Raw genomic sequence first — 24,536 nt, forward strand, 5'->3', positions numbered from 1 at the left:
CACCTTAGAGACACTTATCATCGGCCCTTTTCTTTATCCGTCACTACCGTATAGACAACATAAACGACAAAGATAACCGTTGCTATATATATTATTGCTGACATGCCCGCTCCTCATCTTCAAATGAATTATTGACTATTTTGCCCAGGTTTTCCGTTTTCACAGTCCTTTAAGGCAAACCGCACAACGTTATTGAGAATATACCAAAAGCGATTCGAATGCTATCAGCCGGCATCAAAAACAAACGGCGGCAAAGGCAAATGCAGGGTTGCGCATATCGCTCTCAACAACTCCGCCTCATCGGAGGTAACTTTACCGTCATGAGAGATTGTCAGCACCAGCGCTGAAATCAGTGCTTGTTTGTCTAGCATCCGTAATCCGTCCAACGTTTTTAATGCAGTATCTGTGGAGAAAACCCAATCCCCAGGAGGGGCATACTCCGGCCATTGTCCCGTATCCATCAGCATTTTTATCCGCCGCTCATGGCGTCCCAGAGATTCCATGCCTTGCTGGTAAGCTTTGCCGGCGATACCCGCTTCGGCATGGCCTTGCTTCGCCACGACAGAAAACAATGTAGCGACCGCTTCGGGCAACTGCGTCAGACGGAGATTACCGTGCCGATGCTGCGGTTGAACGGCATCATTCAGGTGGGTTTTTAAAACGCAACCCAAGGCGAACTCGAACGTATCGACGACGCCATCGACCTTGATCAAGCGCTCTACCAGATCGGCTAGGCGTTCAAGCTGTTCCAGCGGCCGGTTTTTAATCAAGGGGAAGGCGATTTGCAATAAGGACAGACGAAACGCCGCCCCCGGTTTTTGCATCTCCCGTTGCAGCGTTTCGGCAGCCATTACCGCCGTACCGCCCAATTGTTCGGCAATCAGGTCTAATTGGATTCGGCGCACGGCTTCGTTGGCGTCCAGCAGCAACGCCAAGACTAACGGCAAGGCGTCAGTGCCGGAATGCGCGGCGCGATACAGGTTTTCGGGTATTGACCGCCTCAAGCTCGAAGCAAGCTGCATATGTCCTTCGTCGGGCATGCCGACCGTTTCAGTCACCGCATCCGGCGTCACGGCGAAGTGTTGCGTCGCGAAACCGGCCGTTGCTGTACTTTCTTCAATAACTTCCGAACCGTTTTGAATTTGTCCCCGCATTTGCTCGGCAAGCCGGTCTATTTCCGCCTCATCGAAATTCGGTTCCAGGGCCTTGATGCGCCGGAGTAACGGCGGATGCGTAGCCAGCAATGAATTGAATGACGCCCCGGTCGCAAACAGCATATGACTGACTTCGTCGCTATCGACCGTCTGTAGCTCAGAGCCTTGCTGAGCGGCGGCTATTTTTTTTAACGCGCCCGCAATGCCTTGGGTCTGGCGGGCAAATTGCACGGCTGAGGCGTCGGCCAAAAATTCACGTTGCCGGGACACTGCCGCTTTGATCAGCTGGCCGAAAAACACGCCGATATAACCGATCAAAAACAGCGCTAAACCGGCCAGATAAATAGCCCCGGCGCCGTCACGCCGGGAATTGTCGGAGCGGACAGCGCCGTATCGGGCGCTGTTCAACACCGCCCTGCCGATCAGGCCGATAACCAGGATGCCGAACAAAACTCCCATCAGCCGCGTGTTCAGCCGCATGTCGCCGTTCAGGATATGACTGAATTCATGCCCGATCACGCCTTGCAATTCGTCCCTGGAAAGCGTTTCCAGCGTACCGCGAGTGACGGTTACCGCCGCATCGCCTGTAGTAAATCCTGCCGCAAAGGCGTTAATGCCCGCCTCCCGTTCCAGCACGTAAACTTCCGGCATCGGAATACCGGACGCAATCGCCATTTCCTCAACGACGTTATACAAACGGCGGCGCAACGGATCCTTGGTCTCCGCGGTAATCAGCGTAGCGCCCAGACTGCGCGCGACTTTGCCGCCGCCTGAACTCAATGACGCAATCTTGTATAGGCTGGACAAGCTGATGAAGCCGATAGTGACCAATGAAATGCCGCCAACCAACGGCAGATGACTCATGATCCAGTCGAAATCGGGAAGCGTCGTTGCTGCCGTTTCATCGCCCGCATTAATGACCAGAGCCGTTATCACCAAATTGACCGCCGCGACAATCGCAAGCACGGCCAGCACAAACATCAATATCAGGGTGCGGGTCTTGCGGCGGGCATCTTCCTGGCTTTGAAAGAAATTCATCTGCTTAACCGGAGTGGTTTTAAGTAAAAGAAACTTTTGGCGCTTCGCGTTTTTCCGGCGCTTCTATTTCCAGGTGCTCGGCAGCATTAAAATTAAACATGCCGGCCAGAATATTGTTGGGGAAATTCTCCCGGCCGTTGTTATAAATCATGACCGCATCATTAAAAGCCTGCCGAGCAAAAGCCACTTTGTTTTCGGTAGACGCCAGCTCTTCCTGAAACTGCATCATGTTTTGATTGGCCTTGAGATCGGGATAAGCCTCGGCCAATGCAAACATTTTGCCCAGACTGCCCTGAAGCGCCGCCTCCGCGCCTGCCAGTTGCCTGATTGCTTCGGGATCGGAAGGATTTGCCCCGGCGGCCTTAAGCCCCGTTACCGCGGCATTCCGCGCACTGATAACCGCGTCCAGCGTTTCCTTCTCGTGTTTCATATAACCCTTAACGGCCTCGACCAGGTTCGGTATCAGGTCGTAACGCCGGGTCAGCTGGACATCGATCTGGGAAAACGCATTTTTAACGCCGTTGCGTAAGTTGACGAGCCGGTTGTAAATGCCGATAAAAAACAGTGCGACAAGGATAATGAAAGCGATTAACGCGAGCAGGATAGACATCAGGGTACTCCATGAAATAACAAGGTGTATCCTAATCATACAAGAGCGATTACTATCTGTCCTTTGTTTTTCCACGCTCTACATTTATGCTTGCCGATAACCGCTTAACAATTATGCCGGCGATTATTGTTGTCGCAATAATCGCTGTTTTTAGTCTCGATCCCATTGCCCAGGAAGCGGCCTACCATAATTTCGCCGACCAGCGCCGCATCCTAGGCATTGCCAACTTTTTCAATGTGTTGTCCAGTTTACCGTTTGTCATTATCGGTATCATCGGCATGCGGTTGGTCGCGCTACGTCGGATACAGGGAGGATTGTCCGAATTGCAGCCCATGTATTTGACATTCTTTGCCGGAGTGCTTTTGACCGGTTTCGGTTCTGCGTATTACCACCTTCAACCCGGTAATCAAACCCTGCTTTGGGACCGCCTTCCGATGACGATTGCTTTTATGGCGTTGTTCTGCGCCATAGTCGGGGAATATATTTCGATTCAGCTGGCGCGACAATTATTTGCCCCCTTGCTGATAGGGGGCATTGCATCGGTACTCTACTGGTATGTGACTGAAATTAACGGCAACGGAGATTTACGCGCTTATGTGCTGGTGCAGTTTTTACCGGTATTGTTGATACCGCTGATCCTGCGGCTGTTCGACTCGAAACTGGATAACGACAAGTATATTTGGGGCGTCGTTATAGCTTATGCGGTCTCGAAACTAATGGAGCTGTTCGACGCTCAACTTTACAGCATTTTCGGCTTGCTCAGCGGGCACTCGTTAAAACATTTGGTTGCCGCATTCGGGGCGTTGATTTTTTATTGGGCATTGCAACAGCGGCGGTCTTCAAAATAACAGGCACAAAAAAAAGGGTGTGCCGAAACCGGCACACCCTTTTTTAATATGAACAATCGCAAACTTAAGCTTTTACTGCATCGGCGATTTCATTAAACGCTTCAACCCGGGTTTTACCGGTCTTGATCAGGTCAACGCCTGCATCGACTACCATTTTGCAAAGCCCTGGCGTTTTATAAACCATCAAACCTAAATAGCCGACAGCCGGCACAGCAATAAAGGCCGCAATAAAACCGTTAAGACCCACTACTCCCATCAGCTTTATCAGCAATACAACGGCATCCAAAGGCAGTAAAACCATGGCGCCGAAATAGACGATTACCATGAATATGGACACCACAAAAACTACAAACTGAAGTAGCCTGACCAACGCAACGTTAATTTTTTTCATATTACTTTTGACCTGATTGAACTTAAGGATTCTTTTTTAAATCAGGAAATAACTCCTGATACTGGTGTATTGTCAAAAACACCGCTTTTTGAAGCGGCAAATTATACCTGAATACCGTCAAATTAATTCATTTTTTTCGGCTTGGTCTTTACGAAGAAATAACCGATATAAAATAGTACCTGCAATAAAACCGCCTAAATGAGCCCACCAGGCCACATCGACGGCTGTCCCTTCAAACAGCATTGCAGTGGTCGCGCTATGGAGCTGAACCAAGACCCACAAACCTAAAAAAGCAATCGCCGGAATATGAATAACTATCGGCAAAAAAAACAGGGGAACCCACACGACAACCCGCTCAAGTGGATATAAAAAGAAATAAGCCGCCAATACGCCGGCTATCGCACCCGATGCGCCAACAACGGGGATCGCAAGTTCCGGGTCGAAAAACCACTGCAAAAAAGTAGCCAAAAGGCCGCACACTAAATAAAAAATCAAGAAAGGCAAACGCCCCATTCTGTCTTCTACATTATCGCCAAATATCCATAAAAACCACATGTTCATGATCAGGTGCAGCCAGTTTCCGTGCAGAAACAGGCTGGTCAAAAAAGATAAATAGCCATCGAACGGCAAGCCATAATACGGATTGGTATAGCGGATAGGCACCATGCCATAAAGATTAAGCAGCCTGTAACTCATCTGATCCGGCATCAATTTCATCGACACAAAAACAGTAATGCAAATCGCCATTAACCCCCAGGTGACTAAAGGTCTGGAATGGCAGGGGGCAGTGTCTCTAATTGGTATCATCGTTGTTCCTGTTCTCTGTCGACGGGATGGTATTCCTGCTTTGAACTAGCTTAAAAGCTAAAAAACCGATTTGCAATGAATAGTTATTTAATCATAACCCCGTCTGCAAAAAGTCTATAATACCTGCACAGATTGCTTCTTATCATCCTTGCGCTTTAGCAGCCATTTAAAGATCCATGCAGACAAACCCAACAAACAAAACGCCGTCATTTTCCAGCCTGGAACTCGATGAGCAACTGCTGTCGGCAGTTAAAAAAATGGGCTTTGAACAGCCCACGCCCGTACAACTACAGTCGATCCCCCTGGCTCTGGAACACAAAGACCTGCTGGTCAGCGCCGAAACCGGCAGCGGCAAAACCGCCGCATTCCTGCTGGCTGCGCTGCATCATCTGCTAACCCTGCCCTCCGCAAAATCCGGCACAAGAGTCTTGGTGCTGACCCCGACCCGCGAATTGGCCCAGCAGATTTTTAAGCACTGCCAACAATTGACTGAATTTACCGACCTGAAAACCGGCCTGATCACAGGCGGCGATGATTTCAGGCTGCAACAAAATATGCTGCGCAGAAACACGGAAATCGTCATTGCGACTCCAGGCAGAGTATTGGAACTGATGGAGCAAGAGATACCGGACTTCAGTAACCTGGAAGTGTTGATATTGGATGAAGCCGATCGCATGCTGGATATGGGCTTTAGCGAAGACGTACTGACCATCGCCAACAGCTGCAACGCTACGCGGCAAACCCTGCTGTTTTCGGCCACCTTGACGCATTTCGGCGTCATCAAAATGGCTGACAAGGTGCTGAAAAATCATGAAGTCGTCGCCTTAAATACGCTGCATGACGGACACCGCAACATCGAACAGCAAATTGTGCTGGCCGACGATAATGATCATAAACAAAAGCTGCTGGCCTGGCTGCTGCAAAATGAAACCTATGACAAGGCGCTGGTCTTCACCAACAGCCGGATTCAGGCGGACGCTCTTCGCGGGCCGCTACGCGGACAAAAACTCCGTGTCGGTGTGCTGCATGGAGAAATGGATCAAAAAGACCGCAACCGGATGATGGAATTATTCCGCGAAGGCCAAGTCAAGGTCATGATTGCTACCGACCTTGCCGCCCGAGGCCTGGACATCAAGGGTATTAATCTGGTCATCAATTTTGATGTGCCGAGAAACGGCATCAATTATATCCATCGCATAGGACGGACAGGCCGGGTCGATGAACTGGGCCTGACCATTGCGCTGGTAAAACACACCGAATGGAATTTGATGTCCGGCATTGAGCGTTTTTTGAAACAGAAGTTCAAACACCGCAGCATTAAAGAGTTGGAAGGCAAGTATAAAGGCCCTAAAAAACTCAAGGCTTCAGGAAAGGCGACTGGCGGCAAAAAGAAAATAGAACCTAAAAAAGCAGCCGCCGAAAAAGTCAAAATACGCCACAGGGACAAGAAAAATATCGGAAAAAGACGGGTGCCGACCGCTAAGCCGGACATAGAAAACAATCGTCCATAAAAAAGGCCCCATTTGCAATCTGCTGTTGCGAATGGGGCCTTTTTGTTTGCGGTCACCGAAGTTAACGCATTGCCTACGAATGTGGTAAGGGGCGTAAAGCTTTGCCTATAAAACGTTAAGAAAGTTTAGCCACAACTTGCTTGACCAAGTTATCCGGCTTAAAAGGTTTTACAATATATGAGGTTATTCCGGCCATAATGGCTTCCTTTACCTTGTCGCCTTCGGACGAAGACGTCAGCATTATCCAGGGCGGCGTTTCTAATTTGGCGTCGTCTTTTACTGTCTTATACAAATCAAGACCGCTCATACCCGGCATGTTCCAATCACAGACCACGATATTAATCTTTACCTTTCTCATCATCAGCAATGCTTCTTCACCACCCGGCGCATCAAAAACGTGGGTAAATCCGGCCTCGCGCAGAATAGCTTTGGTTAGTGTCCGCATTGAAGCTGCATCATCTACAATCAGAATCTTTTTCTGTAGCAATTCTTGTGATATGTCCATTCTTGTTCCAAATTACAGGTATTATGAGCACTGCAGTACTTAATCGGAATATTCTACAAGAACTCAAGGTATCCGACAATATATTGTAAGCATAATACCATGCAGTTCATTATTTACGAAAAAACAGATTAAAAATTAGCGTCAAAATAATACTGACAACAAACATAGAGGTAATCGGGATAAACACGAACCGCTGCTCGTCCTCAACACGTATATCGCCGGGCAACTTGCCAAACCAGCCGATCAGCCAGGGCGCGTAACTAACCGTGAGCCCGATAATCGCTAAAATAACGCCAATAACCGTCAGTAATTTTCCTAGCGCCATTTGCAACCTCCCCTTTTTGACCTGCTTGCACAAACGCACGGTGCAGCTAACAAGAAAAACTGCGTTAAGGTAAAATAAAACATCATCATACGCCACCGGCAAAACAATCGGTTCTGTCAGGAACCAATCGGAAATACATTACATGTTGAGAATCACTGAACTTAAACTCCCGCTCGATCACCCTGAAGACCAACTCAAAACAGCGATACTTGAGCGGCTTGGCCTCAGCGCGGAAGAGCTGATCGCTTACACCATATTCCGCCAAGGTTATGATGCCCGCAAGCGCAATGCGATCCTGCTTGTTTACACCGTTGATGTAGAAACCAAAAACGAACAGGCTATTCTTAAGCGCCTGCAAAACGACCCGCACATTTCTGCAACACCGGACACCACTTACCGTATTGTAACCCAAGCGCCAAAGAATCTGGCGCAACGCCCCGTGATCATCGGCACAGGGCCGTGCGGGCTGTTTGCCGGCTTGATTCTGGCTCAAATGGGTTTTAAACCGATCATTCTGGAGCGGGGAAAAGAGGTACGGGAACGCACCAAAGACACGTTCGGCCTTTGGCGTAAAAGCCGGTTCAACCCCGAGTCCAATGTACAGTTCGGCGAAGGCGGCGCCGGAACCTTTTCCGACGGCAAGCTTCATACCCAGATCAAGGACCCGAATCACTACGGACGCAAGGTGCTGACCGAACTGGTCAAAGCCGGCGCACCGGCCGAAATCCTCCATGTCAGCAAGCCTCATATCGGCACATTCAGGCTGGTAGGCGTAGTGGAACAGATACGAGAAACCATCGAGTCGTTAGGCGGAGAAATCCGCTTCCAGAACCGGGTTGACGACATCCTTATCGATAACGGACAGGTGCGTGGCGTGGTGCTCGCCGGCGGCGAAACCATTAACACCCATCATGTGCTGCTGGCGGTCGGGCATAGCGCTCGCGACACCTTCAAAATGCTCTATGACCGAGGCGTTTACATTGAAGCCAAACCTTTTTCTATCGGCTTTCGCATAGAACATCCGCAATCCCTGATCGACAGCTGCCGGTTCGGCGGCAATGCCGGGCATCCGTTGCTGGGCGCCGCCGATTACAAACTGGTCCATCACTGTAAAAACGGACGCTCCGTGTACAGCTTTTGCATGTGCCCAGGCGGCACTGTCGTGGCTGCAACTTCAGAGGCGGGACATGTTGTCACCAACGGCATGAGCCAATACTCGCGCAACGAGCGTAACGCCAACAGCGGCATTGTCGTCGGCATCACCGCTGACGATTATCCCGGTCATCCGTTGGCGGGCATCGATTTCCAACGCCGCCTGGAAGCTGGCGCGTTCAAGTTGGGCGGAGAAACCTACGAAGCGCCGGGGCAACTGGTTGGCGACTTTCTCGCCAAACGCCCCTCAACACAGCTGGGTACGGTACAGCCCTCCTATGCACCGGGCGTACACTTATGCGATCTCAGCTCGGCCTTGCCCGATTATGCGATAGCTGCGATACGCGAAGCTATCCCGGCTTTCGATAAAAAAATAAAAGGCTTTGCGATGCATGACGCTGTATTGACCGGGGTCGAAACCCGCACCTCATCGCCTATCCGAATCAAACGCAATGACCATTTCCAAAGCCTGAATACCAAAGGACTCTATCCGGCCGGGGAAGGCGCGGGCTATGCCGGAGGGATTCTTTCTGCGGCTGTCGACGGCATCAAAGTTGCCGAGGCATTGGCGCTGGACATGATCCGATCAATCGCGTAATCACTACATAACCGGATTTACGTTCCGGTCCGCAACAAGGAATCATAATGTCCCACATAGTCGTTTGTGCCCTGTACAAATTTGTCACCCTGGAAAATTACCAGGCTTTGCGCCAACCCCTGCATGAGGTCATGGAAGCCAATCAGGTTCGCGGCACCTTGTTGCTGGCCGGCGAGGGCATCAACGGCACGATAGCCGGGTCACGCCAAGCCATCGACACAGTGCTGGATTGGCTGCGTAGCGACCCTCGCCTGACGGACATTGACCACAAGGAATCGTTGACCGACAAACCGCCGTTCAACCGAACCAAAGTCAAACTCAAAAAAGAAATAGTGACGATGGGCGTCGAAGGCATCGACCCCAAGCGCGTGGTCGGTACTTATGTCAGCCCTGAAGATTGGAACAAACTGATCTCCGATCCTGAGGTCATACTGGTGGACACCCGCAACGACTACGAATTTAAAGTCGGCACCTTCAAAAACGCGATTAACCCGAATACGGCCAGCTTTCGGGAGTTCCCCCGGTACGTTAAAGAAAACCTCGACCCCGAAAAACACAAAAAAGTCGCGATGTTCTGCACCGGCGGCATCCGCTGCGAAAAATCCACGGCCTTCTTAAAAGAACAGGGCTTTGCCGAGGTTTATCATCTCAAAGGCGGGATATTAAAGTACCTGGAAGAAGTCCCCGCACAAGAAACGCTTTGGGAAGGCGAATGCTTTGTCTTCGACGAGCGGGTAACGGTTAATCTCCAGCTTGAAAAAGGCGTTTACGACCAATGCAACGCCTGCCGCCTGCCAATCACCGAAGCCGATAAAGCCAGCGACAAATATCAGCAAGGCGTTAGCTGTCCTCATTGTTACGATAAAATCACCGCTGAACGGAAAACCCGTTTCATAGAGCGCGAAAAACAAATAGAACTAGCCAAAAAGCGCGGTGAAGCTCATATCGGCGCAGATGCCGCCAAGACGCTGGTGCAAAAACGGGTAGCCAAACTGCAACGGCGGCAACGAGCGACAGAAGACTAAAACTTGATTAGCTGTTTAGTCCCACAATCAGCAAATAATCTCAGTCTCGCGGGGTACGCTGTGCGTACCTTTCAGAGTTCGATAAATAGACACGGCGGACAGTCTGAAGCGCGTGGAGAGTTTTACCAATTGAGTTGAATTCATCAAGGCGTGTCCGCTTCAACAGCACTATAATTCCATAGCAAGGCAATTTATGGGGAAAACTAAGAACTTTACCGGAGAAAATTTCCGGGCCCGAGGTTGTTTTGTATCGGCGGCGGGACTGGATAAAAATGTTGTTAGGGCGTATATAGGGCGCTAGAAAAAGAAAAGCACAACTCAGTTTGTGGAAATAAAAATAATCGCCTTTAGGCGGCTCATGAACATCCCCCTTTGAGGGGCTAACAATAATAAAGCCCCTGGCAAAACCGGTCCGCCATTACCCTGCCGGCCTTTCAAAAACAGGAACGCCAACCGTCAACGCCGGAAATGTCGTTACAGATATTACATGATGCAAAACAACAAATTGCAGCAACCATGAATTTTTCTCGTATTAAACAAGCATGATTGCTTGAGCTTTCCAACCATACACGATAATATTGATTCAATACTACATTGGAGACCAACATAATGACTACAAAAAAACGCCTACCCAAGTCAGTCCTTCTCGGCTTAGCCGCTATTATTTTACCTTTTGGTGTACAGGCAAGCTCTGATACATCCAAAAACATGCACCAGCTATACGAAGATAATTGCGCCAGTTGTCACGGCTCGGACCATGGCGGGTTTATTGCTCCCGGCTTGAATGCCGATAGTTTGAAAGGCCGCAGTCCTACGGCTTTACGCAGTCTGATCATGACCGGAAGTTTCGACACCTTGATGCCTCCGTTCTACGGTCGTTTATCGGATGACGAAATCCGCGGCTTGGTCAAACATCTGCAAACCACGCCAAAACAGGCCAACCCAGCCTGGACCCTTGACGACATCAAGGCGTCGATCAAAGTGTATGTCAAGGACGAAAGCACCCTGCCCGCAAAGCCCACCTACGCAATCAACAGTATGGATGATGTAATCGGCGTGGCGGCTCGCGGCAAATACGGGCGCGGCTCAGGCTCCAAGGCGGTGTTCATCAACAGCGTTACCCACAAACAAATCGGCGAAGTCGCCACCGGCACCGCCGCGCACATTATCGACTATAACCCCGCCAACCCGCGTTGGGCTTATGTAAAAACCGATACGGCGGAAATCTTTAAAGTCGATTTATATTCGATGCAAGCGGTGCGCAGCGTTAAAACCGGATTCAACGGACCAGGGCTGGGCGTTTCCCGCGACGGCAAATACATCATGGCGGGTTCTTATGTACCGCACAACGCCGTTATCCTTAATGCCGACACCTTGGAACCGTTGAAAACCTTCGAACTGGAAGGCATCGACCCGGATGGCAAAATGGTCTCCTCCGATTCCGGCATGATCATCGGCACGCCGTTTGACGATATTTTCGCCATCGCCCTGGAAAACGCCGGTCAAGTTTGGGTGGTTGACTTAAAAGAAGGCTTTCCGGTCACTAAAATAGAAAACGTCGGACGCCATTTGCATGACGCCTTCCTGTCCCATGGCGGTAAAAAACTCATGGTTGCTTCTTATGATGACAGCATCGTTACCGCGATTGATCTAAAAGACCGCAAAATCATCAAAAAACTGGAAGCCGGTTGCGTGCCTCACGTTGGTGGCGGGGCTGCGGTTGAAGTTGACGGCCGCACGCTCGGTTTCGGCACCAACTTCGGCGACTGCGACAAAGAAGTGGTCAGCGTCTGGGATTTGGACAAAATGGAAGTGGTCAAGCAGGTTCCTGTTTCCGGCGGCACCGAGTCCCCAGCAGCTCACGCCAATGCGCCTTATGTCGCGGTGGACATCATCTCTAAAGACCGTCGCGCCCGCACCATCCAGCTGATCGACAAGCTTACCCTGGAAGTCGTTAAAACCCTGGATGTAGGCGGACATGCTTATTTCCCTGAATACAGCGCCGACGGCAAGTTCCTGTATGTCAGCGCCGGTTACAGCGGAGATGAGGTCGTCGTCTATGATTCCACCTCATTGCAAAAAGTCGCCTCCGTAGCCATGGAAAGCCCGGCCGGTATCTTTTCTCACGGCCGCGTCAGATACATGACTCGCGGTCTTTCTCCTGACGAGATGAAAGGAGCAAAATAATGAGACTATCAACTCTTACAGGATCGTTGATATTAGGCTTGATGTCCGCCCAAAGCGTCAATGCGGCCAGCATTTATGCGGGCGAGGCCAAAGCGGCGGCGGTTTGTTCGCAATGTCACGGCATTAGAACGCCTTCAGCCGACGCGCCTTTTCCGCCGTTGGCCGGACGCGATGCGGATTACTTGAAAACGGCGCTAAAACAGTACCGGGATAAAACCCGCAAGTCCGACATTATGAATGCTATCGCCGGTTCCTTAAGCGATGACGATATTAGTAATGTTGCGATGTACTATGGCAGGCTAAAACCGTAACATCGATGAAAAAACTGCCGCTTTTAATGTTGGTTATGACAGCTGTTTTAGCCAAAGCCGGCCTGGCCGGCGAGCCGTCTCAGGAAAGGCAAAGCACGCTGCGCAACATGCTCAATCATGATTGCGGAGCGTGTCATGGACTGACATTAAAAGGCGGCCTTGGCCCTGCCCTGTTGCCCGAAGTATTGGCCGGGAAGCCCGATGATTTTTTAATTTCAACCATTCTTAACGGTCGAGAAGGAACCGCCATGCCGCCTTGGCAGCCGTTTATGAATCGGGATGAGGCTGCTTGGCTGGTTGGGGTTTTGCGGAAGCCTGAGCATTAAAAATCGATTTTTATTACGCATTTTTCTCACCACGAAGGCACGAAGATCACGAAGTCTATTTTTCTTCGTGATCTTCGTGGTGAATAAAAAACACAGCAAACACCACACGAATTCACCGGAAACGCCACCTCGCGCTACGCCCTTCGACAAGCTCAGGGCAGGCTTGGGTGGTCTTATTCCGGCCTACGCTGGAATAACACATATACCTATGATTAAGCTACTCCCTCTTATAGCCCTGCTATTCTCCCTCAACGCCATCGCAGAACCCCGCGCCACCGGCGACCTGGGCATCGTGATCGAACGGGAAGACGGCAATGCGCTGATCATCAACACCACCGAGCATAAACGCTTAGCCAAGATCGAAAAACTGGGCGATTTGTCCCACGCTTCCGTGGTTTTCTCCCGCGACCAGCGTTACGCCTATGTTTTCGGCCGCGACGGGGGCTTGACCAAAATCGATATGCTCAAGGATGCCATCGACAAGCGCATCATCCAGGCCGGCAACAGCATCGGCGGTGCTATTTCCCAGGACGGAAAATTAATCGCCGTGTCCAACTACACACCCGGCGGCGTTAAGGTTTTTTCAGCCGAAACGCTGGAACTGGTTGCCGACATTCCTTCCGACTACGGCGAGGGGCTGCGCTCCAAAGTGGTCGGCCTGGTTGACGCCCCAGGACAGCGCTTTGTATTTTCGCTGTTCGATGCCGGTGAAATATGGATGGCCGACTTTAAAAATCCCAAAGCGCCGGTCATTAAAAAATTCCCGAACATCGGCAAACAGCCTTACGACGCGTTAATGTCGCCGGACGGACACTACTATATCGCCGGTTTGTTTGGCGAACCCGGACTGGCATTGCTGGATTTATGGAACACCGAGGCTGGAGTCAAACACATATTGCCCGACTACGGCAAAGACGATGAAAAACTGCCTGTTTATAAAATGCCGCATCTTGAAGGCTGGGCGGTAGCCGGCGACTACGTGTTTGCACCCGCGATAGGCCAGCACAAGGTTCTGGTCATCGACAAGAACACCTGGGAACTGCATGACACCATAGCGGTCGCAGGGCAACCGGTCTTTGTGATGGCAAGGCCCGATGCGCGGCACGTCTGGGTTAACTTCGCCTTCCCCGACAATCATCAGGTGCAGATTATCGACGTCAAAGACCTGTCCCTGCACAAAACCTTGTCGCCCGGAAAAGGCGTTCTGCACATGGAATTCACGCCGCGCGGCGAGCAAGTCTGGGTTGCGCTAAGAGACGACAACCAGCTTGTGGTTTACGACACGGACACCTTGCAGGAAATCACCCGCCTACCCGCCAACAAACCCAACGGCATTTTCTTTAGCTCGCGCGCGCATAAAATCGGTTTATAAACCCATGCTGACGACCTTGCACAAACAGCTGCTCAACGACTACCAGCACGATTTCCCGCTGTCGGCCAGGCCTTATCAGGACATCGCCGATGCGCTGGGCGTGACCGAGGCCGAGGTTTTATCGGCATTTACCGAGCTGAACGATAACAACCTGATAAGCCGCATCGGGCCGGTTATTCCGCCCAATCATATCGGTGTCAGCGCCTTGGTCGCCATGTCGGTACCCGAACAACATTTGCAAACTGTCGCCGATATAATCAGCGCGTATCCCGAAGTCAATCATAATTACGAACGCGAACACCGGTTTAATCTCTGGTTCGTGGTCATCGCGTCCGATACCGAACACTTACACGCGGTGATCGATTCGATAGAACGGGAAACATCCTACCCGGCCATGCTGCTGCCGATGCTGGACGATTTTTTCATTGATTTGGGTTTTAAGCTGGACTTGAATAATGATTGATTCTCGTGACCGTCAACTGCTCGAACATATCCAGCTGGGTCTGCCCATTTGCGCCAGACCTTATGCCGAAATCGGACAGCTTTGCGACATGCCCGAAGCCGAAGTGATCGAGCGCCTAACCCGGCTTAAACAACAAGGCCTGATCAAACGCATGGGCGTCATCGTCAAACACCGGCAACTGGGCTACCGCGCCAATGCGATGATCGTCTGGAACGTACCGGATCATCTAATCAAGCAACTGGGCGGCCATATCAGCCGGTTTTCGTTCGTGACGCTCTGTTACCAGCGCCCCCGGCAGCCTGAATGGCCGTATAACCTGTATTGCATGATCCACGGCAAAGACAAGGCCACCGTGTTAAAGCAACTGGAACAACTCGTTGACGCTTGCGGCTTAAGCGGTTTCGACAAGGAAATCCTGTTCAGCAAGCGCTGTTTCAAGCAACGCGGCGCCATTTATAAAAATCCTACCCCGGCTTTAGCTGATGGATGAAATAGACAAAAAAATTATCAACGCCCTGCAAAACGGCTTTCCGATCTGCGACGCGCCTTACCGACAAGTCGCCGTGCAATTGGGACTGACCGAACAGGAGCTGATAGCTAGGCTGAAAGCGCTGTTGGATAACGGCGTCCTGACCCGCTTCGGCCCCTTGTATAACGCCGAACAAATGGGCGGAGCCTTGACCCTGGCGGCCGTTAAAGCCCCGCAACAGCGCTTCGATGAAATCACCGAAATCATCAACAGCTTTCCTGAAGTCGCCCATAATTACGCACGCAGCCATGAGCTGAATATGTGGTTTGTGATCGCCACGGAAACGCCCGAACAAATCCGGCAAACCGTCAGTGCAATAGAACAACAAACGGGACTGACCGTCTACAACATGCCGAAAAACAAAGAATATTTTGTCAACCTGAAGCTGGAAGCCTAAGCATGCTCGATGAAACGGACCGCAAAATCATCCAGGCGACCCAAGCCGGTTTGCCGTTAACGCCTCAGCCCTACCAGGCTATTGCAGAGCAACTCGGCCTGACCGCGGATGATGTTATGATGAGACTGTCAACCATGCAAAACAGCGGCATCATCCGCCGTATCGGCGCAGTGCCCAACCACTATAAATTGGGCTATCGCTTTAACGGCATGACCGTCTGGAATATCCCGGATGAGTTCATCGATGAAATGGGGCAAAAAGTCGGCCAACTGGAATTTGTCAGCCATTGCTACCATCGCCCCCGGCATCCGCCCGAATGGCTATACAACCTGTTTGCGATGGTGCATGGAAAAACTCAGGAAGCCGTCGATCAACAGATTCAGCAAATTTCCGATCTGCTCGGCGACTATAATCTGGGTTCTGATGTTTTATATAGCACAAAAATCCTGAAAAAAACCGGTTTTCGGACGACTGCAAGGAGGTAGAGCACCAAAAGTAGGCGCTTTAGGCGACGCATGGAGCAGTCGCCGAGCAGCAGAAAATCCTAGCAAGCCGGACGGGGCATGTTGCCCCGTCCGAAACGTTTTGCGCTGATTAAGCATACCCACTTTGCTTTAGGCTTCGCGGAAACGTCAGGGGCGGGGTTGCAAACCCCGCCCCGCTTTAAGTTAAACCGTTCGTGGTGAACCCAGTTAGCGAAGCTCCAGCTTCGCGACTCGGGAAGCTGGAGCTTCCAAGACTGCATTCCCAAGCTGAAGCTTGGGAACGAGCGAAACCGGTTTTCGAACGAGTGCATAATAGAACACGGATAGCACTGATTAGACGGATTTAAACGGATTTTTTATTCACGGTTTATCAGTGTTTATCCGTTAAAGCCGTGTCGCCTAGAGGCGCCTACTTTTGGTATCCGTGTTCTATTTTTCTAACTTTTGAGTAGTTATTGATTATGTTTAGACTAAGCCACTACATGCGCGAACTGATAGACCCGACACCGTTAAAACCGGCGCGCAAACCGGCGGCTCCGGTGGTTATCTGGAATTTAATCCGCCGCTGCAACCTCACCTGCAAGCATTGCTATACGACGTCCACCGACATCGATTTCCCGAACGAATTGAGCACGCCGGAAATCTATACGGTCATGGACGACCTGAAAGCCTTTAAAGTGCCGGTGTTGATCTTGTCCGGCGGCGAACCATTGCTGCATCCCGACATCTTTAACATTTCCCGGCGCGCGAAAGGCATGGGCTTTTATGTCGCGTTATCGACCAACGGCACCAAAATATCCGCGGCTAATATCGATGAAATCGCCGCGATTAATTACCAATATATCGGCGTCAGCCTGGACGGCATCAAGGATACCCACGACCGGTTCCGCCGGGTACAAGGCTCATTCGACCAAGCCCTGCACGGCATCCGCCTGTGCCTGGAAAAAGGCATCAAAGTCGGCCTGCGCTTTACGTTGACGCAGGATAACGCCCAGGATTTCCCTGCCCTGTTGCAGCTAATGGATGAACACAATATCGACAAATTCTATTTGTCGCATCTGAATTACGGCGGCCGCGGCAATAAGAACCGCAAGGACGACGCCCATTTTGCGATGACCCGGACCGCGATGGATTTGCTGTTTGAAACCAGTTACCAATGGCTCAAGGAAGGTAAAGACCGGGAATTCGTGACCGGCAATAACGACGCCGATGCGGTTTATTTTTTACACTGGGTAGCGCGTCATTTTCCCGATCAAGCCGATCACATCAAAGCCAAGCTGGAACAATGGGGCGGCAATGCCTCGGGCGTCAATGTCGCCAATATCGACAATCTGGGCAACGTCCATCCCGACACCTTCTGGTGGCATTATGAGCTGGGCAATGTAAAAGAGCGGCCCTTTTCGGAAATATGGATGGATACCAGCGATCCTTTAATGGCGGGGCTCAAGCAAAACCCAAGGCCGCTGGAAGGGCGTTGTGCAAGATGCCATTATCAATCTATCTGCAACGGTAACACCCGCGTTAGGGCCGCGCAAACAACAGGAAATTTCTGGGCTGAAGATCCGGGCTGCTATCTGGCGGATAGTGAAATAGCGTAGACTTTATGAACCCGGCCCAGGCGACAGCAATGAAAAACATTTTTTGCCATGTCTAAACCCACTGCGCTATGATTCCTGCCGGACTCCTCTTTTTCCGGCTTTAAATTATCAGAAGAGCCCATATTACGGTCCTTAAATGAAACTTGGTTTTCCTTCTGGAGGGTTCGTCCACATGATTACCCTACGCTCGATTTGTTTATTCAGCCTGCTGTTTTTTGCGGCGTTGCCGGCTTATGCAGCAGCCGTACCTAACACGCATATTTCCGTGATTGTTTCCCTGGTCGACAATGTATCGCAAGGCATCGTGCCTGTTCCTGCGAAAATCGGCAATGGCGATGACCCGCACAACAACCTCTATTGGGGCGCGGCTTATGGCGTGAAAACCTTTTTGAGCAAGGCGGACGGCTGGAAAAACTTGGGCTGCGAAAAAGATATTAACGAGACTATCCTGGAGCGCTGCCAATTTTCCTGGAAGGACCGGCTCACCGTTACCGCCGACGCATATCGCGGCAGCCGGATTGACCAGGCGATGCTTGATTTTATGCAGCAAGCCGCTACGCCGCCCGATGCGGCGCAGCGTGAAATGGTCGTGTTCATCGGCCATGACGGCTTGATGGACGAACAAAACCAGCCCATCATAAAGCGCTTCCCCAAACATGCCGAACACGATAAACCGGCAGTTGTCCTGGCCTGCCTGAGCGATGAGTTTTTCTCGGGGCATTTGCTTGCCGCAGGTTCAAAGCCGGTAGTAACCACTTTCAGCTTCATGGCGCCGGAAGCCTATGTGCTGGAAGCGATTGCCCGAGGTTTTGCAACCCAGGCGAGTGAAGCGGAATTGCGCAGTTCCGCCGGCCTCGCTTACGCCAAATACCAGCGCATCTCAGCCAAGGCCGGAAAGTCGGTTTTTGGCGCAAATAGTCAGGCCAAGCCGATGAGGCTGAGCCTTCGATAAGGTACGCACAGCGTACCCTACGAAATTTTCTAAGGCCAAGCCTAATGCTTAGGATCGTGCATGAAATAACTTGAGCAAATTTTATTTTTAAACCATGAAGCGCATGAAGGGTTTAAGTCTTCATGCGCTTCATGGTGATTGCTTAAATTAATTTATGCATGTTCCTTAGAATCCCCGGTATCGACGGGATCAATAGCTTGTTCCAGATCCAACCAGCTTTTCAGCAATGTAAAACAGACGACCAACAGGGTAGCGCCGACAAATATGCCGACAAAACCCCATGCCAGCAAGCCGCCCAATACGCCAAGAAAGATAAGCGGAATAGGCAGGCCGCTACCGTGACTGATCAGGTAGGGCTTCACAAAATTGTCCGCTATATTAATAAAGATACTCCAGCCGACGGTAAAAACCGCCCACCCCGTTTCGCCCTGATAGGACAGCCAGACGGCTGCAGGAATCCAGACCAAGGACGTGCCGAGCTGCAACATAGCCAGAATAAAACAGAATAAGCCTAACAAGCCCGCACCCGGGATGCCGGCAATAGCGAAGCCGAACACGCTCAATAAAGCCTGCATCAGCGCCGTACCTACCACGCCTACGGATACCGCCCGGACGGTTTGCCCCGCAATAGCAATCAGTTCAAGGCCGGTTTCTCCTGCGACCCGGCAAATTAAACGCTTCAGCAATTCCTTGGCCCCGGCGCCGTTAGCGCACAGAAATCCGGCCAGCACGATTGCCAGAAGAAATTCAAAAAGCGACAGCGTCAAATTTCCGCTTTGTTTCAGCAGCCAAGTCATCCCGTCCTTGAGGGCGGGCCTCGCGGTCTCCAGAAGGGCCGGCATGTCGGTGCTGGCCTGCTGCCAGAATGCGTCGATTCTCGGGCCGATCAGCGGCGCATCAACCAGCCAAACCGGAGCCGGCGGCAATGTCATCGTTGTCAGATCCTTGATCAGCCCGCTCACTGAAGCGACATGCTCGGTCAAGGAGTAAACCAGCAGGAATATGGGAACGACAAAAACCAGGATCAGCCCTGTCGTCAGGATAAAGGCGGCAAAGCCCTGTCGCCCCCCCAACCGCTGTTGCAGCCGGTCAAACAGGGGCCAGGTCGATATTGCGATGATGGCTCCCCAAAGCATCGGTCCCAAAAAAGGCGCGATGATCTTCAGACAGGCAATGACCAGCACGGCGACGATCGCAAGACCGCCCGCTCTTTCAAAAAATCTATCGTTCATGCCCGTACTCCTCTGTCGCAGTTTAAATTAAAAACGTAAAAGATCATATCAATGATCCGGCAAGTCCGCATGGGTCAATTGATTCAGGGATAAATACCGGTAACTGCCCTTGCGCATATTGAAAAAAAACAATTCGGGCAGACTCATTAGAATGCCGGTTGCGCCCGACTGCAAATTTTTCCCCGAATCCAGCGGCCAGCTGAAAAAGCCGTAAACGCTTTGGCCTATTCCTGCTCCGATGTTGGCAACACCGAACAACGGCCTCAACAGCACATTGTCGTCGGTAAAAAATACAAATAACGCGTCGTCGGGATTGTACTTGTATAAACGGCTGCTGATGATATTCGATTCCCTCAGTCCCGTTATCAGGCTGTTTTGCCGGGCTGAGAGTTTTGCCAATTCGAGGCCGCGGTAAGAATCCAGATCACGGCTCTGCGTCACATGGTAACGATCCAGAACCGATTGGTAAGCGACAAACGGGACGAAGTTATAGGCTGTCTCGATATATCCGCCCAAACGCTGTTCGGATTCCTTTACCGTTAAAGCTTCCGGGTCCGCAACTTTATCGCCGGAACGGTAGGGCTTTATCAAAGCCTGTTTGATGGTTCCGAACAGTTCGGTCACGCAATTGCGGCTAAACAGATCATAGCGATAGCTTTGATTCAGCGTTTCAGACAGGCTGTTTTCAAGGTTATCCAATGCGGACAGCGCCGTTGTTAATTGTTCCGGGCTAAGATTCGGAACCGGGCCGTTCGGCAAACCGACGCTCTTTGACGGCAAGGCTTTTTGACCGTTATAACGGAAATCATGACGCTGTTCGCTGTTCAGCAGTTCGATATAACGGTTGCCCGCCATTTCGATTTGACTGTATTCCGCCTCGCCCAACTGTTGGCGGGATATTGCCGATAGGCGGTTACGTTCCAGAGTCGCCCTGGCGTCGCTAACCAGCATCCGTATTTGGGCGCTGTGTTCAAGGTACTGATCCGGCCCGACCGATTCGCTGTTGTCGGCAAAATCGTCGATAAAAACCCAATACCCGGACTGCAATGACGCGTCGATAGCGATATAGCGGGCCATATCGACTAAAACGGCATAGCCCCAGTCCGGGCGGTTTGAATCGAGCGCTTTGATCAGGCCGGTTTCGAAATCACCCTGCAACTCAGCCAATGCCCGTCTTTCCGCTTCGGAAATTTTGAAGACAGGCTGACTCGTCAGCAACAGAACATCTGATTGCAACGGCGGCGCATCCATTAGGGCCTTGATCGCAAATAATGCGGTCAGATAGTCCGAATATCTTTCCGTGAAGGTATAGATTGAGGAAGGAAATTCCTCAGCGACCAAATCCGAATTTATCGCAGGCCACTGGCTGGGCGCTAATGTTTTGATTTGCGCTTCGATCATTTCACGGCGGCGCTGCAAAAAGTCCGGGCCATAGCGCTGCTCCACTTTCCGGCGCAAACTTTGAACGCTTAGCGATTGTTGTTTTGTTAGGTTGCTGTCCGTGTATTGAGGCTGCCGGCCCGGTTCAGGATAAAAAAGCCCGACGCCTTTTAACCGCAAAACCGGAGCCGCATCGGAGGAGGCAATAGCGTGGCCGCCGGTTGATTTCTGCAACAAATGCCGGATAAACATCCGCTCTTTATGCAGATCGTCGAGCAGTTTGAACTGCCGTTCCTGCGTCAAAAACCGCCATTTGAATTGGTTTTTAAGCAGATCGAAAGTGTCTTCGCCAACCTCGACGCGGCTTAGATGCATAGGCCGATTCTGCAAGTAGCGGTATAAAAAATGAAATTCGGTTTTTTCTTGCCTGAACAGGCGGATCAGGCCGGAATCGACATGTTGATAATGGTAAATTTCATCATCGAATTGAATCGCGGTATGCCCCCCGCTCGAATTGCCTTCGCCGGCTTCTATATACAGGTAATTAAAGCCGGCGGCCGTACCGGCGGATGGCGGTAAAGCCAAGGCCGCCAGAACGCCGATGGCCTGTAATTTCGAGCGCATCACGTCCCGGATCGCCGACCTTGAAGACGAATAGTTTATTTCTCGGACTCGTAACCTTTTTGAATACTTTGCATGTGCTGCTGATCGGAGCCTGCAAAATTCTTTTTATAGGTTTCGTAAGCGGCACCCTCAACCCCTGCTTTCTTCAAGCCTTTGCCGATCCCCCTGTAGGTTTTTGGCTCCTCATCCCAGTTAACGATACCGATCTTCGCGGCAATATCGCTTAAGCCCTTAAGAAAGCCGGCGTAATCGGCATCCGCATGGGAAGATTTCACATAAGCCATCGTGTAATCCGACACTTCGCCTTCGTATTTCTTTTCCCTGTTCGACTTGCTGCTGGAACTAGAGCCTGATGAATCGGATAAACTCCCTGAGCTGTCGGAAATACTCTCGGAGCTATTGGAACTACTCCTGGAACTGTCCGAGAAAGAACAGCCGGTGATTATCAGTGGTAGGATCAAAATCACAAAGCGGCAGCATTTATGATTAAACCGCCCTGAAATGGAATGCATAATTATCTCCTTTAAATTAAGTCGTATTGAGAGCGCCAAGCACCCGACCATAGTTGGGGGCTTATTTCCCCGGCTGGAATCAGTTTAACCGATCAGGTCTCGTCTTTGCCAAGCCAATGTTTCACGGCAGGCGGCCGGTAATTGACAAAGCGCTCCAGCAACGCATCAGGATGGGTCTCCACCATCAACATCGCATGGTGATGTTCTTTAACAAATTGCTCTGCCTTTACGTGATCTAAAAACTCGATCAACGCATCATAATAACCTTCCACATTGAGCAGGCCGCAAGGTTTATGGTGAAACCCCAGTTGCGCCCAAGTCCAAATCTCGAATAATTCCTCAAGCGTTCCTATGCCGCCGGGAAGTGCGATAAAGCCGTCCGCAAGCTCGGCCATCAGCATCTTCCGCTCATGCATCGATTGGGTCACATGCAGCTCGGTCAGATGATGGTGCGCGACTTCTTTATGCGCCAAGGCTTTCGGTATCACGCCGACAACTTGGCCGCCGAGCGTCAATACCTGATCCGCCACCCTGCCCATGATGCCGATACTCGCGCCGCCGTATACCAGCCTGATGTTTCGGCTGACCAGCGACTCGGCCAGCGCAACAGCGGCCGAGGCGTAGGCGTCGAGCCGCCCCGGACTGGAACCGCAATAGATACAGATGCTGTTAATGGGCGTCATGTTTGCTTTACGGTACGGCTGTTAATACTCCGCATCATGATAAACATTCTGCACGTCGTCCAAATCGTTGCACAAGTCTAAAAACCTTTCAAACTGCGCGACATCATCGCCGCTGATCGGGCTGCCGCCTTTGGGCAGAAATTGAATCTCGTCCACTTCAAAATCAATTTCGCCTAACAAATCCGTTAAGGCTTGCTTGGCTTTGAAGTAATCGGCCTGGGGCGTGAATACGGTGATTTTTCCCTCCTCGCTTTCAATATCGCTGACATCGACATCTGCCGAGAGTAAGGCTTCAAGAACCGCATCCTCATCGTCATGTTTAAATGCCAGGATAGCGGCATGGTCGAACATGTGGCTGACCGTGCCGGGCGTGCCGATTTTGGATTTTGTTTTGACAAAACACTGGCGCACATCGCCGTAAGTACGGTTAGGATTGTCGGTCAGACATTCGACTATCACCATGCAGCCGCCGGGGCCATAGCCTTCATAGCGGGCAACCGCGAAATCTTCACCGCCGGCGCCTTTAGCCTTGTCGATGGCTTTTTCAATAACATGGGTAGGAACCTGGTCTTTCTTGGCGCGTTCAATCAAGCCGCGCAAGGTCAAGTTTGCTGACGGGTCAACGCCCCCCGACTTGGCGCTCACATAAATTGCACGACCGTATTTGCTGTAGACCTTGGTCTTGGCTTCTGCCGTCTTAGCCATGGACACTTTTCGGTTTTGATAGGCTCTACCCATTTTGCTGTTGCTCCAATGATAATAAAACAGTGGATTTTACAGGTAAGTATTTGCATTAGGAAACTTATGAATTGGCGAACAAGGCCGAGCACGTCAGAAATTCGCGGTCATAATGCATAAGTCCGGCTTGTCCTGATTGCCTGATCTGATTACTTTTGTTGATCGATATTAACGCGAGCGTTGAATGGCCGGAAACCGTCTGTCACGTAATAAAAGAAGCTACAATCTGCCGATACGGAAAGATATACAGTCAGGATTTTGCAAAAACTCCAGAGTTTATTGCCTAGAACGCGGCAATCAGGGATGATATACGGAAACTATATAATCACTTGTTAGGCATGGGGAGCCAAATGTCATCGGAAGCTATCTTCGGAATTATTATTGCAGGCGTCATTGTCCTATCCTTTGTGAGCAGGCTTCTACCAAAGCGTCAGCCCAAGGAGAAAAGCTTTAAGTGCGCACGTTGCGGTGTAGTTTCACGTCATACCGAACGTACAATCGAGGCATGGCGTAACAACAAAACCAAATTTTTCTGCCCAGCGTGCCATGCTAAGTGGCTTCAATCCAGGCCGCCTCAGTTTTCCCGTGGCAATGTCGGCTCCGGTTCAGGCTGTCTCGGTATCGTTGTGCTTTTCGCGTTTATTCCGCTGGCTGGCTATCTTCTGGTGCGAACATATTGACCGCTGCCTAACGAATAAGGTTAGATTGTGTGAGCGATAGCGAGCCACAATCTGAACCGGTTGTTGGACAAGCCCGGTCGTAGTCGGAAAGCTGGCTTATTAT

The 24,536-nt window shown here is 51.0% G+C and carries 25 protein-coding genes and 1 pseudogene; 15 read left to right on the forward strand and 11 right to left on the reverse strand.

The window, feature by feature from the left end; all coding sequences use genetic code 11:
- Positions 1-224: 224 nt before the first annotated feature.
- Positions 225-2,192, reverse strand: coding sequence for a M48 family metallopeptidase (locus B0F88_RS15185; protein ID WP_104424779.1), 1,968 nt, complete (start codon positions 2,190-2,192; stop codon positions 225-227).
- Positions 2,193-2,211: 19 nt separating this feature from the next.
- The gene (locus B0F88_RS15190; protein WP_181049920.1) at positions 2,212-2,802 is read right to left on the reverse strand and encodes a LemA family protein; all 591 of its coding nucleotides are present in this window, start codon (positions 2,800-2,802) and stop codon (positions 2,212-2,214) included.
- Between the two features lie 113 nt (positions 2,803-2,915).
- Between B0F88_RS15190 and B0F88_RS15195 the strand changes: the two genes are divergently transcribed.
- Positions 2,916-3,650: a ceramidase gene (locus B0F88_RS15195; protein WP_258076690.1), complete on the forward strand. Its 735-nt coding sequence runs from the start codon at positions 2,916-2,918 to the stop codon at positions 3,648-3,650.
- A 64-nt stretch (positions 3,651-3,714) separates the two neighbouring features.
- Here B0F88_RS15195 and B0F88_RS15200 read toward each other — a convergent pair whose 3' ends face one another.
- Both B0F88_RS15200 and B0F88_RS15205 read right to left on the reverse strand, forming a co-directional pair.
- Positions 3,715-4,041 (reverse strand): hypothetical protein, encoded by a 327-nt coding sequence (locus tag B0F88_RS15200; protein WP_104424782.1) that lies wholly within the window; start codon positions 4,039-4,041, stop codon positions 3,715-3,717.
- Positions 4,042-4,158: 117 nt separating this feature from the next.
- Positions 4,159-4,848: a rhomboid family intramembrane serine protease gene (locus B0F88_RS15205; RefSeq protein ID WP_104424783.1), complete on the reverse strand. Its 690-nt coding sequence runs from the start codon at positions 4,846-4,848 to the stop codon at positions 4,159-4,161.
- A 176-nt stretch (positions 4,849-5,024) separates the two neighbouring features.
- On the opposite strand from B0F88_RS15205, the gene B0F88_RS15210 reads away from it, so the two are divergent.
- Positions 5,025-6,359 carry a DEAD/DEAH box helicase gene (locus B0F88_RS15210; protein ID WP_104424784.1) on the forward strand — a complete coding sequence of 445 codons (1,335 nt, stop codon included), beginning with the start codon at positions 5,025-5,027 and terminating at the stop codon, positions 6,357-6,359.
- Positions 6,360-6,474: 115 nt separating this feature from the next.
- Here the strand turns inward: B0F88_RS15210 and B0F88_RS15215 are convergent, their stop codons facing one another.
- Entirely contained in the window at positions 6,475-6,864 is a 390-nt protein-coding gene (locus B0F88_RS15215) for a response regulator (protein ID WP_104424785.1), read from the reverse strand.
- Between the two features lie 109 nt (positions 6,865-6,973).
- The gene (locus B0F88_RS15220) at positions 6,974-7,189 is read right to left on the reverse strand and encodes a DUF2905 domain-containing protein (protein WP_104424807.1); all 216 of its coding nucleotides are present in this window, start codon (positions 7,187-7,189) and stop codon (positions 6,974-6,976) included.
- Positions 7,190-7,331: 142 nt separating this feature from the next.
- Here B0F88_RS15220 and B0F88_RS15225 point away from each other — a divergent pair, with 142 nt between their 5' ends.
- The 13 genes and pseudogenes from B0F88_RS15225 to B0F88_RS15285 all read left to right on the forward strand — a co-directional run bounded on the left by B0F88_RS15225 (position 7,332) and on the right by B0F88_RS15285 (position 18,584).
- A complete protein-coding gene (locus tag B0F88_RS15225) occupies positions 7,332-8,939 on the forward strand; it encodes an NAD(P)/FAD-dependent oxidoreductase (protein ID WP_104424786.1) in 1,608 nt (535 codons plus the stop codon).
- Between the two features lie 47 nt (positions 8,940-8,986).
- Complete coding sequence (gene trhO, locus B0F88_RS15230) at positions 8,987-9,964, forward strand: oxygen-dependent tRNA uridine(34) hydroxylase TrhO (protein ID WP_104424787.1); 978 nt, start codon at positions 8,987-8,989, stop codon at positions 9,962-9,964.
- Positions 9,965-10,139: 175 nt separating this feature from the next.
- Positions 10,140-10,299, forward strand: a pseudogene (locus B0F88_RS20005) (IS200/IS605 family transposase); the annotation flags it as partial.
- Between the two features lie 274 nt (positions 10,300-10,573).
- On the forward strand, positions 10,574-12,151 hold the full coding sequence (locus tag B0F88_RS15240; RefSeq protein WP_258076691.1) for a nitrite reductase: 1,578 nt from the start codon (positions 10,574-10,576) through the stop codon (positions 12,149-12,151).
- Positions 12,151-12,462, forward strand: coding sequence for a c-type cytochrome (locus B0F88_RS15245; RefSeq protein ID WP_104424788.1), 312 nt, complete (start codon positions 12,151-12,153; stop codon positions 12,460-12,462). Before B0F88_RS15240 ends, B0F88_RS15245 begins: the two co-directional genes overlap by 1 nt.
- A 26-nt stretch (positions 12,463-12,488) precedes the next feature.
- Positions 12,489-12,788: a c-type cytochrome gene (locus tag B0F88_RS15250; protein WP_104424809.1), complete on the forward strand. Its 300-nt coding sequence runs from the start codon at positions 12,489-12,491 to the stop codon at positions 12,786-12,788.
- 208 nt (positions 12,789-12,996) lie between these two features.
- Complete coding sequence (locus tag B0F88_RS15255; protein ID WP_104424789.1) at positions 12,997-14,160, forward strand: cytochrome D1 domain-containing protein; 1,164 nt, start codon at positions 12,997-12,999, stop codon at positions 14,158-14,160.
- A 4-nt stretch (positions 14,161-14,164) separates the two neighbouring features.
- On the forward strand, positions 14,165-14,623 hold the full coding sequence (locus B0F88_RS15260; RefSeq protein WP_104424790.1) for an Lrp/AsnC family transcriptional regulator: 459 nt from the start codon (positions 14,165-14,167) through the stop codon (positions 14,621-14,623).
- Positions 14,616-15,113, forward strand: a complete 498-nt coding sequence (gene ahbB / locus B0F88_RS15265; RefSeq protein ID WP_104424791.1) for a siroheme decarboxylase subunit beta — start codon at positions 14,616-14,618, stop codon at positions 15,111-15,113. Before B0F88_RS15260 ends, ahbB (B0F88_RS15265) begins: the two co-directional genes overlap by 8 nt.
- Positions 15,106-15,549 (forward strand): Lrp/AsnC family transcriptional regulator, encoded by a 444-nt coding sequence (locus tag B0F88_RS15270; RefSeq protein WP_104424792.1) that lies wholly within the window; start codon positions 15,106-15,108, stop codon positions 15,547-15,549. Before ahbB (B0F88_RS15265) ends, B0F88_RS15270 begins: the two co-directional genes overlap by 8 nt.
- A 2-nt stretch (positions 15,550-15,551) precedes the next feature.
- Positions 15,552-16,034, forward strand: coding sequence for a siroheme decarboxylase subunit beta (gene ahbB, locus B0F88_RS15275; protein WP_181049921.1), 483 nt, complete (start codon positions 15,552-15,554; stop codon positions 16,032-16,034).
- A 461-nt stretch (positions 16,035-16,495) separates the two neighbouring features.
- Positions 16,496-17,632 (forward strand): heme d1 biosynthesis radical SAM protein NirJ, encoded by a 1,137-nt coding sequence (nirJ, locus tag B0F88_RS15280; RefSeq protein ID WP_104424793.1) that lies wholly within the window; start codon positions 16,496-16,498, stop codon positions 17,630-17,632.
- Between the two features lie 172 nt (positions 17,633-17,804).
- A complete protein-coding gene (locus B0F88_RS15285; protein WP_104424794.1) occupies positions 17,805-18,584 on the forward strand; it encodes a hypothetical protein in 780 nt (259 codons plus the stop codon).
- A gap of 152 nt (positions 18,585-18,736) precedes the next feature.
- Here the strand turns inward: B0F88_RS15285 and B0F88_RS15290 are convergent, their stop codons facing one another.
- The 5 genes from B0F88_RS15290 to B0F88_RS15310 form a co-directional block, all read right to left on the reverse strand.
- Complete coding sequence (locus tag B0F88_RS15290) at positions 18,737-19,816, reverse strand: AI-2E family transporter (RefSeq protein WP_104424795.1); 1,080 nt, start codon at positions 19,814-19,816, stop codon at positions 18,737-18,739.
- Between the two features lie 48 nt (positions 19,817-19,864).
- The gene (locus tag B0F88_RS15295) at positions 19,865-21,823 is read right to left on the reverse strand and encodes a hypothetical protein (protein ID WP_146083363.1); all 1,959 of its coding nucleotides are present in this window, start codon (positions 21,821-21,823) and stop codon (positions 19,865-19,867) included.
- A 32-nt stretch (positions 21,824-21,855) separates the two neighbouring features.
- Entirely contained in the window at positions 21,856-22,332 is a 477-nt protein-coding gene (locus B0F88_RS15300) for a putative lipoprotein (RefSeq protein ID WP_181049922.1), read from the reverse strand.
- 92 nt (positions 22,333-22,424) lie between these two features.
- Positions 22,425-23,015 carry an LOG family protein gene (locus B0F88_RS15305; RefSeq protein WP_104424798.1) on the reverse strand — a complete coding sequence of 197 codons (591 nt, stop codon included), beginning with the start codon at positions 23,013-23,015 and terminating at the stop codon, positions 22,425-22,427.
- Between the two features lie 21 nt (positions 23,016-23,036).
- Positions 23,037-23,753 carry a YebC/PmpR family DNA-binding transcriptional regulator gene (locus B0F88_RS15310; RefSeq protein WP_104424799.1) on the reverse strand — a complete coding sequence of 239 codons (717 nt, stop codon included), beginning with the start codon at positions 23,751-23,753 and terminating at the stop codon, positions 23,037-23,039.
- Positions 23,754-24,536: the final 783 nt, after the last annotated feature.

The organism is Methylobacter tundripaludum (assembly GCF_002934365.1).
Lineage (GTDB): Bacteria > Pseudomonadota > Gammaproteobacteria > Methylococcales > Methylomonadaceae > Methylobacter_A > Methylobacter_A tundripaludum_A.

Excerpts from the sequence above, each read along its gene's own strand:
- B0F88_RS15185 (WP_104424779.1), bottom strand. The coding sequence starts at position 2,192 with ATGAATTTCTTTCAAAGCCAGGAAGATGCCCGCCGCAAGACCCGCACC.
- B0F88_RS15190 (WP_181049920.1), bottom strand. The coding sequence starts at position 2,802 with ATGTCTATCCTGCTCGCGTTAATCGCTTTCATTATCCTTGTCGCACTG.
- B0F88_RS15195 (WP_258076690.1), top strand. The coding sequence starts at position 2,916 with ATGCCGGCGATTATTGTTGTCGCAATAATCGCTGTTTTTAGTCTCGAT.
- B0F88_RS15200 (WP_104424782.1), bottom strand. The coding sequence starts at position 4,041 with ATGAAAAAAATTAACGTTGCGTTGGTCAGGCTACTTCAGTTTGTAGTT.
- B0F88_RS15205 (WP_104424783.1), bottom strand. The coding sequence starts at position 4,848 with ATGATACCAATTAGAGACACTGCCCCCTGCCATTCCAGACCTTTAGTC.
- B0F88_RS15210 (WP_104424784.1), top strand. The coding sequence starts at position 5,025 with ATGCAGACAAACCCAACAAACAAAACGCCGTCATTTTCCAGCCTGGAA.
- B0F88_RS15215 (WP_104424785.1), bottom strand. The coding sequence starts at position 6,864 with ATGGACATATCACAAGAATTGCTACAGAAAAAGATTCTGATTGTAGAT.
- B0F88_RS15220 (WP_104424807.1), bottom strand. The coding sequence starts at position 7,189 with ATGGCGCTAGGAAAATTACTGACGGTTATTGGCGTTATTTTAGCGATT.
- B0F88_RS15225 (WP_104424786.1), top strand. The coding sequence starts at position 7,332 with ATGTTGAGAATCACTGAACTTAAACTCCCGCTCGATCACCCTGAAGAC.
- trhO (WP_104424787.1), top strand. The coding sequence starts at position 8,987 with ATGTCCCACATAGTCGTTTGTGCCCTGTACAAATTTGTCACCCTGGAA.
- B0F88_RS15240 (WP_258076691.1), top strand. The coding sequence starts at position 10,574 with ATGACTACAAAAAAACGCCTACCCAAGTCAGTCCTTCTCGGCTTAGCC.
- B0F88_RS15245 (WP_104424788.1), top strand. The coding sequence starts at position 12,151 with ATGAGACTATCAACTCTTACAGGATCGTTGATATTAGGCTTGATGTCC.
- B0F88_RS15250 (WP_104424809.1), top strand. The coding sequence starts at position 12,489 with ATGTTGGTTATGACAGCTGTTTTAGCCAAAGCCGGCCTGGCCGGCGAG.
- B0F88_RS15255 (WP_104424789.1), top strand. The coding sequence starts at position 12,997 with ATGATTAAGCTACTCCCTCTTATAGCCCTGCTATTCTCCCTCAACGCC.
- B0F88_RS15260 (WP_104424790.1), top strand. The coding sequence starts at position 14,165 with ATGCTGACGACCTTGCACAAACAGCTGCTCAACGACTACCAGCACGAT.
- ahbB (WP_104424791.1), top strand. The coding sequence starts at position 14,616 with ATGATTGATTCTCGTGACCGTCAACTGCTCGAACATATCCAGCTGGGT.
- B0F88_RS15270 (WP_104424792.1), top strand. The coding sequence starts at position 15,106 with ATGGATGAAATAGACAAAAAAATTATCAACGCCCTGCAAAACGGCTTT.
- ahbB (WP_181049921.1), top strand. The coding sequence starts at position 15,552 with ATGCTCGATGAAACGGACCGCAAAATCATCCAGGCGACCCAAGCCGGT.
- nirJ (WP_104424793.1), top strand. The coding sequence starts at position 16,496 with ATGTTTAGACTAAGCCACTACATGCGCGAACTGATAGACCCGACACCG.
- B0F88_RS15285 (WP_104424794.1), top strand. The coding sequence starts at position 17,805 with ATGATTACCCTACGCTCGATTTGTTTATTCAGCCTGCTGTTTTTTGCG.
- B0F88_RS15290 (WP_104424795.1), bottom strand. The coding sequence starts at position 19,816 with ATGAACGATAGATTTTTTGAAAGAGCGGGCGGTCTTGCGATCGTCGCC.
- B0F88_RS15300 (WP_181049922.1), bottom strand. The coding sequence starts at position 22,332 with ATGCATTCCATTTCAGGGCGGTTTAATCATAAATGCTGCCGCTTTGTG.
- B0F88_RS15305 (WP_104424798.1), bottom strand. The coding sequence starts at position 23,015 with ATGACGCCCATTAACAGCATCTGTATCTATTGCGGTTCCAGTCCGGGG.
- B0F88_RS15310 (WP_104424799.1), bottom strand. The coding sequence starts at position 23,753 with ATGGGTAGAGCCTATCAAAACCGAAAAGTGTCCATGGCTAAGACGGCA.